The sequence below is a fragment of the Billgrantia lactosivorans genome (assembly GCF_003254665.1).
GTDB classification, from domain to species: domain Bacteria; phylum Pseudomonadota; class Gammaproteobacteria; order Pseudomonadales; family Halomonadaceae; genus Halomonas; species Halomonas lactosivorans.
Genome location: NZ_QHGY01000019.1, coordinates 30804 through 43827 on the forward strand (window position 1 = coordinate 30804; position 13024 = coordinate 43827).

The 13024-nt window shown below is 68.4% G+C and carries 12 protein-coding genes; all 12 read left to right on the top strand.

Going from position 1 to position 13024, the window contains the following annotated elements:
* The gene (glnL, locus tag DIS04_RS19590) at nucleotides 1–1047 is read left to right on the top strand and encodes a nitrogen regulation protein NR(II) (protein ID WP_111415477.1); all 1047 of its coding nucleotides are present in this window, start codon (nucleotides 1–3) and stop codon (nucleotides 1045–1047) included.
* Nucleotides 1040–2452, top strand: a complete 1413-nt coding sequence (glnG, locus tag DIS04_RS19595) for a nitrogen regulation protein NR(I) (RefSeq protein WP_111415478.1) — start codon at nucleotides 1040–1042, stop codon at nucleotides 2450–2452. The genes glnL and glnG overlap by 8 nt, the downstream gene beginning before the upstream one ends.
* A gap of 98 nt (nucleotides 2453–2550) precedes the next feature.
* Nucleotides 2551–3561, top strand: coding sequence for a hydroxymethylglutaryl-CoA lyase (locus DIS04_RS19600; protein ID WP_179951314.1), 1011 nt, complete (start codon nucleotides 2551–2553; stop codon nucleotides 3559–3561).
* Between the two features lie 2 nt (nucleotides 3562–3563).
* Nucleotides 3564–4769, top strand: a complete 1206-nt coding sequence (locus tag DIS04_RS19605; protein WP_111415480.1) for a CaiB/BaiF CoA transferase family protein — start codon at nucleotides 3564–3566, stop codon at nucleotides 4767–4769.
* Between the two features lie 94 nt (nucleotides 4770–4863).
* Complete coding sequence (locus DIS04_RS19610; RefSeq protein WP_111415481.1) at nucleotides 4864–5859, top strand: Bug family tripartite tricarboxylate transporter substrate binding protein; 996 nt, start codon at nucleotides 4864–4866, stop codon at nucleotides 5857–5859.
* Nucleotides 5856–6329, top strand: coding sequence for a tripartite tricarboxylate transporter TctB family protein (locus DIS04_RS19615; RefSeq protein ID WP_111415482.1), 474 nt, complete (start codon nucleotides 5856–5858; stop codon nucleotides 6327–6329). The genes DIS04_RS19610 and DIS04_RS19615 overlap by 4 nt, the downstream gene beginning before the upstream one ends.
* Nucleotides 6330–6338: 9 nt before the next feature.
* Nucleotides 6339–7832, top strand: a complete 1494-nt coding sequence (locus DIS04_RS19620) for a tripartite tricarboxylate transporter permease (protein ID WP_111415483.1) — start codon at nucleotides 6339–6341, stop codon at nucleotides 7830–7832.
* Nucleotides 7833–8010: 178 nt separating this feature from the next.
* Nucleotides 8011–9414, top strand: coding sequence for a copper-containing nitrite reductase (nirK, locus tag DIS04_RS19625; RefSeq protein WP_179951315.1), 1404 nt, complete (start codon nucleotides 8011–8013; stop codon nucleotides 9412–9414).
* Nucleotides 9415–9666: 252 nt separating this feature from the next.
* The gene (gene phnC, locus DIS04_RS19630; protein ID WP_111415484.1) at nucleotides 9667–10497 is read left to right on the top strand and encodes a phosphonate ABC transporter ATP-binding protein; all 831 of its coding nucleotides are present in this window, start codon (nucleotides 9667–9669) and stop codon (nucleotides 10495–10497) included.
* 32 nt (nucleotides 10498–10529) lie between these two features.
* A complete protein-coding gene (gene phnD, locus DIS04_RS19635; RefSeq protein ID WP_111415485.1) occupies nucleotides 10530–11570 on the top strand; it encodes a phosphonate ABC transporter substrate-binding protein in 1041 nt (346 codons plus the stop codon).
* A gap of 374 nt (nucleotides 11571–11944) precedes the next feature.
* Nucleotides 11945–12736: a phosphonate ABC transporter, permease protein PhnE gene (phnE, locus tag DIS04_RS19645; RefSeq protein ID WP_111415486.1), complete on the top strand. Its 792-nt coding sequence runs from the start codon at nucleotides 11945–11947 to the stop codon at nucleotides 12734–12736.
* Between the two features lie 23 nt (nucleotides 12737–12759).
* Nucleotides 12760–13024, top strand: a 265-nt coding sequence (locus DIS04_RS19650) for a GntR family transcriptional regulator (protein ID WP_162623126.1), incomplete at its 3' end; no start/stop codon positions are given.

Genomic DNA, 13024 nt, shown 5'->3' on the forward strand with positions numbered 1-13024 from the left:
ATGTACCGACGCCTGATGGAACACCTCACCACCGCGGTGCTGCTGCTCGATGACGAGCTGCGGCTGAGCTGGATGAACCCGGCGGCCGAAGCGCTGCTGGCGGTCAGCCTGGGCCGGGTGAAGGGGCTCGGCCTGGCGACGCTGCTGGCCGAGGATGACGGCATGGGCGAGGTATTGGCCAAGGCCCGTGACGACCAGCATCCCTTTACCCAGCGCGAGGTCAGGCTGGCGCTGGTCGGTGGCGGCGTGGTCACGATCGACTATACGGTGACGCCGCTGTCGGCGACGGAGCTGCTGGTGGAGATGGAGCCCCGCGACCGGCTGCTGCGCATCTCCCGCGAGGAGGCCCTGCTCAACCGGCAGGAAGCGATCAAGGTGCTGTCCCGCGGACTGGCCCACGAGGTCAAGAACCCCCTGGGCGGAATCCGTGGCGCCGCACAGTTGCTGGAGCGCGACCTCGACGACCCCGCCCTGCAGGAGTTCACCCGCATCATCGTCGAGGAGGTCGACCGCCTGCGCGACCTGGTCGACAGCATGCTGGGGCCGAACAAGCTGGTGCGCCACGAGCCGCTCAACGTGCACAAGGTGCTGGAGCGGGTGCGCACCCTGCTGCTTGCCGAGACCCCGACGGTGGCCATCGAACGCGACTACGACCCCAGCCTGCCGGACTTCCCCGGCGACGAGGCACAGATGATCCAGGCGGTGCTCAACGTGGCGCGCAACGCCGTGGAGGCGATGACCGAGGCCGGCACCGAGGCGCCGAGCCTGCTGCTGCGCACCCGGGCGCGCCGCCAGTTCACCCTGGGCGCGGAGCGGCATCGCCTGGTCTGCGAGGTGGCCCTGATCGACAACGGCCCCGGCGTGCCCGAGAGCCTGCAGGAAACCCTGTTCTATCCCATGGTCTCGGGGCGTGCCGATGGCAGCGGGCTGGGTCTTTCCATCGCCCAGGGCATCCTGCATCAGCACCAGGGGCTGATCGAGTGCGATTCCCGCCCCGGCCATACCGAGTTCCGTCTGCTTATACCATTGGAGAGGCGCCATGACTGATGTCGCACGTGTCGCGGTGGTCGACGACGACCGCGCCATTCGCTGGGTGCTGGAGCGCGCCCTGGCACAGCCCGACCTCGAGGTCGAATGCATCGAGCGGGCCGACGTGGCGCTCAGCCGCCTGCTCGACGACCCGCCCGACGTGCTGGTCACCGACATCCGCATGCCGGGCATCGACGGCCTCGACCTGATGTCGCGGGTGCGCGAGGTGCACCCCGACCTGCCGGTCATCGTGATGACCGCCCACTCCGACCTCGACAGCGCCGTGGCCTCCTACCAGGGCGGTGCCTTCGAATACCTGCCCAAGCCGTTCGACGTCGACGAGGCGCTGGCGCTGGTGCGCCGGGCCGTGGCCCATGCCCGCGAGCGCAAGCGCCCGGTCAGCGTGCCCGAGGGTCTCGACGCCGAGATCATCGGCGAGGCACCGGCGATGCAGGAGGTATTCCGTGCCATCGGCAGGCTGTCGCACTCGCACATCACGGTGCTGATCAACGGCGAGTCGGGTACCGGCAAGGAGCGCGTGGCCCGCGCCCTGCACCAGCACAGCCCGCGCTCCAGTCATCCCTTCATCGCCCTGAACATGGCGGCGATACCCCGCGACCTGATCGAGTCGGAGCTGTTCGGCCACGAGAAGGGCGCCTTCACCGGCGCCACGGCGAGCCGGCAGGGGCGCTTCGAGCAGGCCAACGGCGGCACGCTGTTCCTCGACGAGATCGGCGACATGCCCGCCGAGACCCAGACCCGCCTGCTGCGCGTGCTGGCCGACGGTGAATTCTACCGCGTCGGCGGCCACACCCCGGTCAAGGTGGACGTGCGCATCATCGCCGCGACCCACCAGAACCTCGAGCGGCTGGTGGAGGACGGCCGCTTCCGCGAGGACCTCTTCCATCGTCTCAACGTGATCCGCGTGCACCTGCCCAAGCTCGCCGAGCGGCGCGAGGACATCCCGCGCCTGGCACGCCACTTCCTGGCCGAGGCGGCCAAGGAGCTCGCCACCGACGTCAAGGTGCTGACCAAGGACGCCGAGGCCCACCTGACCCGCCTGCCGTGGCCGGGCAACGTGCGTCAGCTGGAGAATACCTGCCGCTGGCTGACGGTGATGGCCTCGGGGCGCGAGATCCTGGTCGAGGACCTGCCGCCGGAGCTGCGCCAGGGCGAGGGTGGCGAGGTGGCCAGCGGCGACTGGCGCGCCGCCTTTCGCGACTGGGCCGACCGTGCCCTGGCCGCCGGGCACACGCATCTGCTCGAGGAGGCCGTGCCGGATTTCGAACGCATCCTGATCGAGACCGCTCTGAAGCACACTGGCGGGCGCAAGGGCGAAGCCGCCGAGCTGCTGGGCTGGGGGCGCAATACCCTGACGCGCAAGCTCAAGGTGCTGTTGCCGGCGCTGGCCGACGGCGACTAGGTGGCGACTGCTCGACCTGCCGAACGCCTCCCGGTCGAGACCGCGCTGAAGTACCTCGGCGGGCTCTCCTCGCCAGGCCGGCATACAACGAAAGGCGCATGGTGGCAGTGCGAGCCGGCTACGTACAGTCGAGGAAATCCCTTGCCTGGCTAACCATCATGCTCGACGCGATCAGGGCGCCCAAGCGGGTTCACGTCACCGAAGTGGGCCCGCGCGATGGCCTGCAGAACGAGAAGGTGCTGCTTCCCACGGCACAAAAGGCCGAGCTGGTGCGCGCGCTGGTCGCGGCCGGGGTCCGCGAGTTCGAGCTGACCTCCTTCGTCAGTCCCCGCGCGGTGCCGGCGCTGGCCGATGCCGCGGAGCTGGTGGCCGAACTCCGCGATATCCGCGACGTGCACTTCTCGGCGCTGGTGCCCAACCTGCGCGGCGCCGAGCGGGCCCTGGAAGCGGGTATCGACTCGGTGGTGCTGTTCGTCTCGGCCTCGGAGAGCCACAACGCCAAGAACGTCAATGCCAGCGTGGCCGAGTCCCTGGCCAGCTTCGAGCAGGTGGCGCGGCGGCTCGAGGGCAGCGGCATCGAGCTGCGCGGCGCCATCGCCACCTGCTTCGGCTGCCCCTTCGAGGGCGACGTCGAGGTCGCCGCGGTGGGGCGCATCGCGCGCCACTTCGCCGACCTCGGCGCGCGCTACGTGTCGCTGGGCGACACCACCGGCATGGCCACGCCGCCGCTGGTGGCGGAGCGCATCGCCCACCTGCGCGAGGTGGCCCCCGGGGTGGCGCCGACCCTGCACTTCCACAATACCCGCGGCATCGGGCTGGCCAACGTCATGCAGGGCCTCGCGCTCGGCGTCGATCGCTACGAGAGCTCGATCGGCGGGCTGGGAGGGTGCCCGTTCGCGCCGAAGGCGACGGGCAACATCGCCAGCGAGGACCTGGTCTACCTGCTCGGCGAGATGGGCATCGAGACCGGCATCGACCTGGAGCGGATGATCGCGGCGGCGCAGCTCGCCACCCGCCTGATGGGGCGGCCGCTGCCGGCGCAGGTCTCCAAGGCGGGCCCGCGGCTGGCGCTGAGCGACTGCTCGGCCGTGGCCACGGCAAGAGGATGAGCATGGCGCACCCAGCCTCGCGGGCGGCGGGCGCCCTGGACGGGATCCGCGTGATCGACCTGACGCGGGTCATATCGGGCCCTTTCTGCACCCAGATCCTCGGCGACCACGGCGCCGAGGTGATCAAGATCGAGCCGCCGGGGCGCGGCGACATCTTGCGCTCCCAGGGCAACATCGTGGACGGCTTCAGCTGGTACTTCGCCCAGTTCAACCGCAACAAGCGCTCGCTGACGCTCGACCTGCGCAGCGAAGCGGGCAAGGCGATCCTGCATCGCCTGCTGGAAGGGGCCGACGTGCTGGTGGAGAATTTTCGTCCCGGCGTGCTGGAGAAGATGGGGCTCGCCGACGAGACCCTGCGCCAACGCCACCCTCGCCTGGTCGTCGGGCGCATCAACGGCTTCGGCTCCACCGGGCCCTACCGCGACCGGCCCGCCTACGACTTCATCGCCCAGGCCATGAGCGGCTTCATGGGCGTCAATGGCCCCGCCGACGGCGAACCCATGCGCGCGGCGCCGCCGATCAGCGACATGGTGGCCAGCCAGAACCTGGCCTTCGGCATCTGCGCGGCGCTGGTGCGACGCGAGCGCAGCGGGCAGGGAGAGATCGTCGAGACCGCGCTGACCAACGGGCTGATCGGCATGATGGGCTACCTGGCGGCGGAGTACTTCGCCACCGGCCAGGTCCCGGCGCGTACCGGCAACGACCACCCCATGCTCTATCCCTACGGCCTGTTCCGCGCCAGTGACGGCGAGGTGGCCATCGCCCCCAGCAACGACATCATGGTCGAGCGCTTCCTGCGGGCGCTGGACATGCTGCACCTGCTCGACGACGAACGCTTCGCCGACAACGCCCGGCGCATGGTCCACCGCGAAGCCCTGCGCGAGATCCTGACGCGGGCCATCGAGCGGCGCAGCGTCGACGCGTGGATCGCGCATCTCAACCGGGCCGGAGTGCCTTGCGGACGCGTCCACGACCTGCGCGAGACCTTCGACGACCCTCAGGTCCAGGCCCAGCAGATGAAGATCGAGATCGACCAGGGCGAGCTGGGGCGCATCCCCGCGACCGGCTTCCCGGTCAAGATGAGCGAGGCCCCCGCGGCGGTACACCGCCCCGTGCCCGGCCTCGGCGAGCATAGCGACGAGGTCCTGCGCGAGCTGGGCGTTGAAGAAGGGGAGATTGCCGATCTTCGGGCGCGGGGCGTTATATGAGCTAACCTGCAGAAAGCGCGGCGCCTCGTGCAGTGCCGCGCGGCAATGCCGGCCACGAGCGACACAACCACAATGAACAGCGAGGGACACGACAATGCGCACCATCAAGCATGCCCGCCACGGTTTCGCCGCCTCCGCCCTGCTGGGGCTGGGGCTGGCGGTCAGCGCCCCAAGCCAGGCGCTGCCGATCAGCGAATGCATCGCTCCGGCCGACCCCGGCGGCGGCTGGGATTTCACCTGTCGCTCGGTGGCCAAGCTGCTGCGCGAGCTGGAACTCACCGACGGCAACGTGCAGGTCACCAACATGCCGGGCGGCGTGGGCGCCGTGGCGTTCTCCAACGTGGCCGGCAGTCGTGCCGACGACAGCGATCTGATCGTGGCGACCAGCACCGTGGGCATGACCCAGATCGCCCAGGGGCAGTACCCCGGCGACGCCGATACCATGCGCTGGCTGGCCATGCTGGGCACCGACGTGGGCGTGATCCTGGTCGACGACGAAAGCCCCTACGAGAGCCTCGAGGAGCTCCTCGACGCCATGCTCGACGACCCGAGCGCGGTGGCCATGGCGGGCTCCAGCGGCGCCGGCGGCTGGGATCACATCCGTGCGCTGCTGGTGGCCAAGGAAGCGGGCATGCCGGCCGAGCAGATGGCCAGCGTGCGCTGGGTACAGTTCGACGGCGGCGGCCCGGCGGTGACGCAGATGATGGGCGGCCACGTCGACATGGTCTCCACCGACCTCGGCGAGATCGCCGGCTTCATCGAGTCCGGCGACGTACGCGTGCTGGCGGTGCTCTCCGACGAGTCGCTGCCCGAGCCCTTCGACGAGCTGCCCACCGCGGTATCCCAGGGCTACGACGTGACCGGCTACAACTGGCGCGGCTTCTATACCGGCGGTGAGGTCTCCGACGAGGACTACGCGGAGATGGTCGAGACACTGGAGACGCTCTACCAGAGCGACGAGTGGAAGGAGACCGCCCAGCAGAATGGCCTGGTGCCGCTGTGGCGCGGCGGCGAGGACTTCACCGACTACGTCCGAGAGACCATCGACGAGGTCGAGTCGGTGTCGCGCGAGATCGGGGTCATCGAGTGAGCGAGCCCGGTCTGCACCCGGATCAGGTCTCGGGGGCCGTCGCCGACCGTATCGCCGGCGTCGTGCTGTTGCTGATGGCGGTGGGGGCCTGGTGGTACTCCCACACCTTCCCCGCCGGCTTCGGTCAGGCCGTGGGCCCCGGGGCCTTTCCGCGCCTGGTCAGCGTGCCGATGGGGCTGTTCGCGGCCTATCTGGTGATTCGCCCGGGCGTCAACCAGCGCTGGCCGCAGCGCGCCGCCCTGTTCAGACAGGCGGCGGCGCTGCTGCTGCTCGGCCTCTATGCCGGCTTGCTCAAGCCGCTGGGCTTCCTGCCCGCCAGCCTGGTCTGCGTGGTGCTGCTGATACGCCTGTTCGGTGCGACCTGGCGGGCCTCGCTCGTCTGCGGCGCTCTGCTCGCGGTCGGGCTCTACGGGCTGTTCGAATTCGTGCTCGGCATGCCGCTGCCCAACATGCCGGGCCTCGACTGGTAAGGCCTGACGATGGACATATTGGCTTTCCTCGCCCAGGGGTTCGTCGTGGCGCTCGAGCCACAGCACCTGTTCCTGGCCCTCATCGGTTGCGCCGTGGGTACCCTGATCGGGGCGCTGCCGGGGCTCGGCCCGGTCAACGGCGTGGCGCTGATGATCCCGCTGGCCTTCAACTTCGGCCTGGCACCCACCGCGGCGCTGATCCTGCTCGTCAGCATCTACTACGGCTGCATGTACGGCGGGCGGATCAGCTCGATCCTGCTCAACATCCCTGGCGACGAGCCGGCGGTCATGACCACCCTCGACGGCTATCCCATGGCGCTCAAGGGCCGTGGCGGCGAGGCCCTGGGGCTCTCCGGCGTGGCCTCGTTCGTCGGCGCCACCGTGGCCACCATCGGCCTCACCCTATTCGCCCCGCTGCTGGTGGGGTTCGCCATCCGCTTCGGCCCGGCCGAGTACTTCGCGCTGTTCGTGCTCGCCTTCGCCACCATCGGCGGGGTGACCAGCGGCAGCCTGGTGAAGAGCTTCCTCGCCGCCTGCCTGGGGCTGCTGCTGGGCACGGTGGGCATCGACTCGGTGAGCAGCGTGCCGCGCTACACCTTCGGCTGGTATGAGCTCTACGACGGCATCGACTTCATCGTCGCCCTGGTGGGCCTGTTCGCCATCTCGGAGTGCCTGGTGTTTCTCGAGGACATCCGTGGCAGCAACAAGCCGACCCTCAAGGTGGGCTCGGCGATTCCCGGCATCCGCAGCGCTTGGAAATGCGCGCCGACCATCGGGCGCAGCTCGTTCATCGGCTTCGTCGCCGGCGTGCTGCCGGGGGCCGGGGCGGCGCTCGGCAGCTTTCTCTCCTACACCCTGGAGCGGCGCTGGCTGGGGCGGCGCGGCAGCTTCGGCCAGGGCGACCCGCGCGGCGTGGCGGCGCCGGAGGCGGGCAACAACGCCGCCGCCGGCGGCTCGTTGATCCCCATGCTCTCGCTGGGCATCCCCGGCAGCGGCACCACGGCGATCCTGCTGGCGCTGCTGCTGTCGATGAACATCACCCCGGGGCCGCTGCTCTTCTCACAGCAGCCCGACATGGTCTGGGGCCTGGTGGCGGCACTGTTCATCGGCAACGTGATGCTGCTGATCCTCAACATCCCGCTGGTGGGGCTGTTCGCCAAGGTGCTGCAGGCCCCCGGCTGGTTCCTGATGCCGATGGTGGTGATGGTCGCCTTCGTCGGTGTCTACTCATTGAGCAACAGCGCCTTCGACCTCTACATGATGCTCGCCTTCGGCGTGTTCGGCTACGTGCTGCGCAAGCTCGAGATGCCCGCCGTGCCGGTGGTGCTGGGGCTGCTGCTCGGTGGCCAGATGGAGTACAACATGCGCCGTGCCATGTCGCTCTCGGGCGGCGACTGGAGCATCCTGTGGAACAGCGGCATCACCATCGGCATCTACGCCTTCGCCGCCACCCTGATCGTGGCTGGGCTGGTCTACGGCTGGATGGTGCGTCAGCGGGTCTAGGCCGCTCGCGAGGCGTCCCTGCGACTCGACCTTGCTTGTCGCAGGTCAACTTTCCGCTCAGGAGTCACCCGGAAGCCGCAGGCTGGGAGTCGCTTCCTGACATGGGTCAATTTGAACAAGTATTCAGAATGCTACTTTCAAGTCGTCTCCCAAGGTATTCCTCCGTGAGGAAATGACGATGAAATTCACCCGTAGTGTTCTCGCCCGCTCCGTCGCCCTGCTCGCGGTGAGCGCGGCACTCGCCAACCCCGCCTTCGCCGCCAATGGCAAAGTCCTCAGCCCCGCCGACGTCACGCCGGACGTGACCTACACGCTGCGTACGGCGGTCCAGGATGGGCAACTGGTCTTCATCGGCGACAAGGGAAGGATCAAGGATCAAGTCAATCCCGACCTGCGCGCCCCCGTCGGTGCCGTGGTCCAGATCAACCTGATCAACGGCGACGGCGCCATGCACGACATCGCGCTGCCCGACTTCGGCGTCGACTCCGACGACATCAGCGGCCAGGGCTCGGCCACCGCCGTGGCCTTCCGCGTCGACGAGGCGGGCAACTTCGAATACCTGTGCAGCATCCCCGGGCACAAGGCGGCCGGCATGGTCGGCAACCTCATCGTCGGCGACGCGGAGCCGGAAGAGCCGGCCGAAGCGGCCCAGGATCTGTCGATGGACCCCCATGACGTGGGCGAACCGGTGGGCGATCGCGGTCCGCAGGAGGTCACCGTCAACCTCGAGACCACCGAACGTGAAGGCCACCTGGCCGACGGTTCCAGCTACAAGTACTGGACCTTCAACGATACCGTGCCGGGCCCCTTGGTACGGGTGCGTGTCGGCGACACCGTTCACGTCAACATGAGCAACGCCGAGGACAGCGCCCACATCCACTCGGTCGACTTCCATTCCGTGACCGGTCCCGGCGGCGGGGCGGCGGTGACCCAGGCGGCCCCGGGCGAGACCAGGAGCTTCAGCTTCAAGGCGCTGAGCCCGGGCCTCTACGTCTACCACTGTGCCACGCCGATGGTTGCCCAGCACATCTCCAACGGCATGTACGGCATGATCCTGGTCGAGCCGGAAGGCGGGCTGTCGCTGGTGGATCGCGAGTTCTACATCATGCAGGGCGAGCTCTACACCGCCGAGCGCCACGGCAGCCAGGGCCTGCAGGAGTTCTCTCTCGACAAGCTGCTCGATGAACGGCCCGAGCACCTGATGTTCAACGGCAACATGGATGCGCTGACCCAGACCCACAAGATGGAGGCCGACGTGGGCGACAACGTGCGCATCTTCTTCGGCGTCGGCGGCCCCAACGCCACCTCCAGCTTCCACGTCATCGGCGAGATCTTCGACAAGGTCTACGACCAGGCCTCGCTGACCAGCCCGCCGCTGACCGACGTGCAGACCACCCTGGTGCCCCCGGGCGGCGCCACCATGGTCGAGTTCGAGGTCGAGTACCCGGGCAAGTACATCCTGGTGGATCACGCGCTCTCCCGCCTGGAGAAGGGCCTGGCCGGTTTCCTCCACGTCAACGGCGAAGAGGACCCCGAGGTCTTCCACACCGAGGAGGCCCACGACCCCAACTCCGGCCACTGAGCCGCGTCACTCCCCTCCATCGCGCCCCGCCCCCCGGCGGGGCGCTTGCCGTTGTCGTGACGCTGCGATGGCAATGCCGTGACAGTTATGCTTCGTCTCGCGGCAAGCGCTTGTTTCATAAGTCGCTGCATACCGCCAACCCCCTCCTGGCCGGCCCAGGAGAGGGGGGAATGTCACCGAATCGTTATTGTCTAGACAACATCCCTTAACCTCCCGCCGCGACACTGAGCCCATCCGCAAAAGGAGGGCAACATGTCGACCACCCGCATCGCCGTCGAACGGCTCAGCAAGCGCTTCGGCCAGACCCACGTGCTCAGCGAGGTCGGCTTCGAGATCGAGGCCGGCGAAATGGTGGCCCTGATCGGGCCGTCCGGCTCGGGCAAGTCCACCCTGCTGCGTCATCTGGTGGGGCTCACCTCCGCCAACCGCCATGAGGGCAGCCGCGTTTGGCTCCTGGGCCGCGATATCCAGCGCGACGGCCGCTTGCTGCGCGGCTCGCGTGCCCAGCGCTGCCGCTGTGGCTACATCTTCCAGCAGTTCAACCTCGTCGGCCGACTCAGCGTGTTGACCAACGTGCTGATCGGTCGCCTGGGCTCGATGCCGCGCTGGCGCGCGCTGCTGGGACGCTTCAGTGAGGAGGAGCGCCGCCGGGCGCACCAGGCACTGGCCAGGGTCGGCCTGGCCGAGGTCGCCGAGCAGCGCGCCAACACCCTCTCCGGCGGCCAGATGCAGCGCGTGGCGATCGCCCGCGTGCTGATGCAGGACGCCGAGGTGATCTTCGCCGACGAGCCCATCGCCTCGCTCGACCCGCGCAGTGCGCGCGAGGTCATGGACATCCTCAAGCGCATCAATGCCGAGGATGGCCGCACCGTGCTCGTTTCCCTGCATCAGGTCGACTACGCACGCCGCTATTGCTTGCGGGCCATCGCCCTCAAGCAGGGGCGCCTCTACTACGACGGCCGGACCGAAGGCCTCACCGAGACACGGCTCAAGGCGCTCTACGAGAACGCCGGGTTCGACGAGCCGCGTCAGCCTCATGTACCCGTCGCCGCCCGCGTCGCCCTGGGCGCCGCTGCCAGCTGAACCACCGCAACCGCCACCAAGAGGTTACCAACATGAGCCTTAATCTTCGCCGTCTCACCCTGCCGCTGATCGCCGGCCTTGGCCTGCTGGGCAGCCAGTTCGCCGCCGCCGAGGAGGAGATCGACACGCTGCGCTTCGGCATCATCTCCACCGAGGCCAGCCAGAACCAGGAGCCGCTGTGGCGCCCCTTCCTCGACGACATGGCCGAGAGCCTCGGCGTCGAGGTCGAGCCGTTCTTCGCCAACGACTACGCCGCGGTGATCCAGGCCATGCGCTTCGACAAGATCGACCTCGCCTGGTACGGCAACAAGTCGGCCATGGAGGCGGTCGACCGCGCGGGGGGTGAGATCTTCGCCCAGACCGTGCCCGAGAACGGCGAGCCGGGCTACTGGAGCCTGCTGATCGTGCACCAGGACAGCCCCCTGGAAAGCGTCGAGGACGTGCTGGCCAACGCCTCCGAGCTGACCTTCGGCAACGGCGATCCCAACTCGACCTCGGGCTTCCTGGTGCCGAGCTACTACGTCTTCGCCCAGAACGGTGTCGTGGCCAGCGAGATCTTCAAGCGCACCCTGAACTCCAACCACGAGACTAACGCCCTGTCGGTGGCCAACCGCCAGGTCGATGTTGCCACCTTCAATACCGAGAGCATGGAGCGTCTGGAGATGGCGCATCCGGACAAGGCCGAGCAGCTCAAGGTGATCTGGCAGTCACCGCTGATCCCGTCCGATCCGCTGGTGTGGCGCGAAGGCCTGTCTGAGCCGATGAAGACCCGCCTGCGCGATTTCATCCTCAGCTACGGCGAGACCGAGGAGCAGCGCGAGAAGATCGCACCGCTGCAGTGGGCGCACTTCAGCGCCTCTGACAACGATCAACTGCTGCCCATTCGCCAGCTCGAGCTGTTCAAGCAGCGCGCCAGCATCGCCGGTGACGACAGCCTCGACGCCGAGGAGCGCGAGCGGCTACTGGCCGAGCTCGATGCCCAACTGGACGATCTCGACGAGCGGCTGAAGGCTCGCGAGGCGGCCGACGCTGAGCAGGCCGAGGCGGGTGTGACTACCGCCATGGCCCAGTAACCGTCTCGTCCCTGATACGGCAATCGAGTTCCGAGGGGCCGGTCCGGCCCCTCTCCGGAGAATTTCCATGACCGCAACGACTCCCGTGCTGACCGACGCTTCGGCCAAGCGCAGCTGGCTCAACCTGTGCGGCTGGGCCGCCGCCCTGGGCGTGCTGGCCTGGGCCTGGCAAGGCACCGAGATGGATCCTGGCGCCCTGGTCGCCAACGCCGGCAACATGGCCGAGCTCACCGCCGACTTCTTTCCGCCGGCGTTCGGCAACCTGGAGCGTTACATCGGCCAGATGCTGGTGACCGTCCAGATCGCCATATGGGGCACGCTGCTGGCGATCGTGCTGGCCATCCCGTGCAGCCTGCTGTCGTNGGAGACTTTTCATGACCGCAACGACTCCCACGCTGGCCAACGCCCCGGCCAAGCGCAGCTGGATCAACCTGCTCGGCTGGGCCGGCGCCCTGGGCGTGCTGGCCTGGGCCTGGCACGGCACCGAGATGAATCCCGGCGCGTTGGTCGCCAACGCCGGCAACATGGCCGAGCTTGCCGCCGATTTCTTTCCGCCGGCATTCGGCAACCTGGGTCGGTACATCGACCAGATGCTGGTGACCATCCAGATCGCCATATGGGGCACGCTGCTGGCGATCGTGCTGGCCATCCCGTGCAGCCTGCTGTCGTCCGAGAACCTGGTGCCCTGGTGGGTCTACCAGCCCATGCGCCGGCTGATGGACGCCTGCCGCGCCATCAACGAGCTGGTTTTCGCCATGCTCTTTGTGGTCGCCGTGGGGCTCGGTCCCTTCGCCGGCACCCTGGCGCTGTTCGTCCACACCACCGGCGTGCTCGCCAAGCTCTTCTCCGAGGCCGTCGAGGCCAGCGAAGCCGGCCCCATGGAGGGCATCCGCGTCACCGGCGCCGGGCGCATCGAGGAGATCGTATTCGGTCTGATCCCCCAGGTCCTGCCGCTGTGGATTTCGGTGAGCCTCTACCGCTTCGAGTCCAACATTCGCTCGGCCACGGTGCTCGGCATGGTCGGCGGCGGCGGCATCGGCGTGGCGCTTTGGGAAACCATGCGCGGTTTCCAGTACGCCGAGACCGCCACGATCATGCTGGTGATCATCGTCGCCGTGACGCTGCTCGACATGCTGTCGCAGATGGTACGCAAGCGCTTCATCTGAAGCGCTTTTTCGTTGGAGCCAACATGTCTAGACAACTCACCAGAGGGGCCATCGACCGAGTCCCGCGTTATCGCGCACTGGCCGATGCGCTGGCCCGCGAGGTACGTGCCGACTACGCCCCCGGCGAGCTGCTGCCCGCGGAGTCCGCGTTGGCGCGGCGCTTCGGCGTCAACCGTCATACCGTGCGCCGCGCGCTCGACGAACTGGTGGCCGCCGGCATGGTCACGCGGCATCAGGGGCGCGGCACCCAGGTTGTCGACCGCCGTCTCGACTACCCCGTCAGCGCCG

Excerpts from the sequence above, each read along its gene's own strand:
- glnL (WP_111415477.1), top strand. The coding sequence starts at position 1 with ATGTACCGACGCCTGATGGAACACCTCACCACCGCGGTGCTGCTGCTC.
- glnG (WP_111415478.1), top strand. The coding sequence starts at position 1,040 with ATGACTGATGTCGCACGTGTCGCGGTGGTCGACGACGACCGCGCCATT.
- DIS04_RS19600 (WP_179951314.1), top strand. The coding sequence starts at position 2,551 with ATGGTGGCAGTGCGAGCCGGCTACGTACAGTCGAGGAAATCCCTTGCC.
- DIS04_RS19605 (WP_111415480.1), top strand. The coding sequence starts at position 3,564 with ATGGCGCACCCAGCCTCGCGGGCGGCGGGCGCCCTGGACGGGATCCGC.
- DIS04_RS19610 (WP_111415481.1), top strand. The coding sequence starts at position 4,864 with ATGCGCACCATCAAGCATGCCCGCCACGGTTTCGCCGCCTCCGCCCTG.
- DIS04_RS19620 (WP_111415483.1), top strand. The coding sequence starts at position 6,339 with ATGGACATATTGGCTTTCCTCGCCCAGGGGTTCGTCGTGGCGCTCGAG.
- nirK (WP_179951315.1), top strand. The coding sequence starts at position 8,011 with ATGAAATTCACCCGTAGTGTTCTCGCCCGCTCCGTCGCCCTGCTCGCG.
- phnC (WP_111415484.1), top strand. The coding sequence starts at position 9,667 with ATGTCGACCACCCGCATCGCCGTCGAACGGCTCAGCAAGCGCTTCGGC.
- phnD (WP_111415485.1), top strand. The coding sequence starts at position 10,530 with ATGAGCCTTAATCTTCGCCGTCTCACCCTGCCGCTGATCGCCGGCCTT.
- phnE (WP_111415486.1), top strand. The coding sequence starts at position 11,945 with ATGACCGCAACGACTCCCACGCTGGCCAACGCCCCGGCCAAGCGCAGC.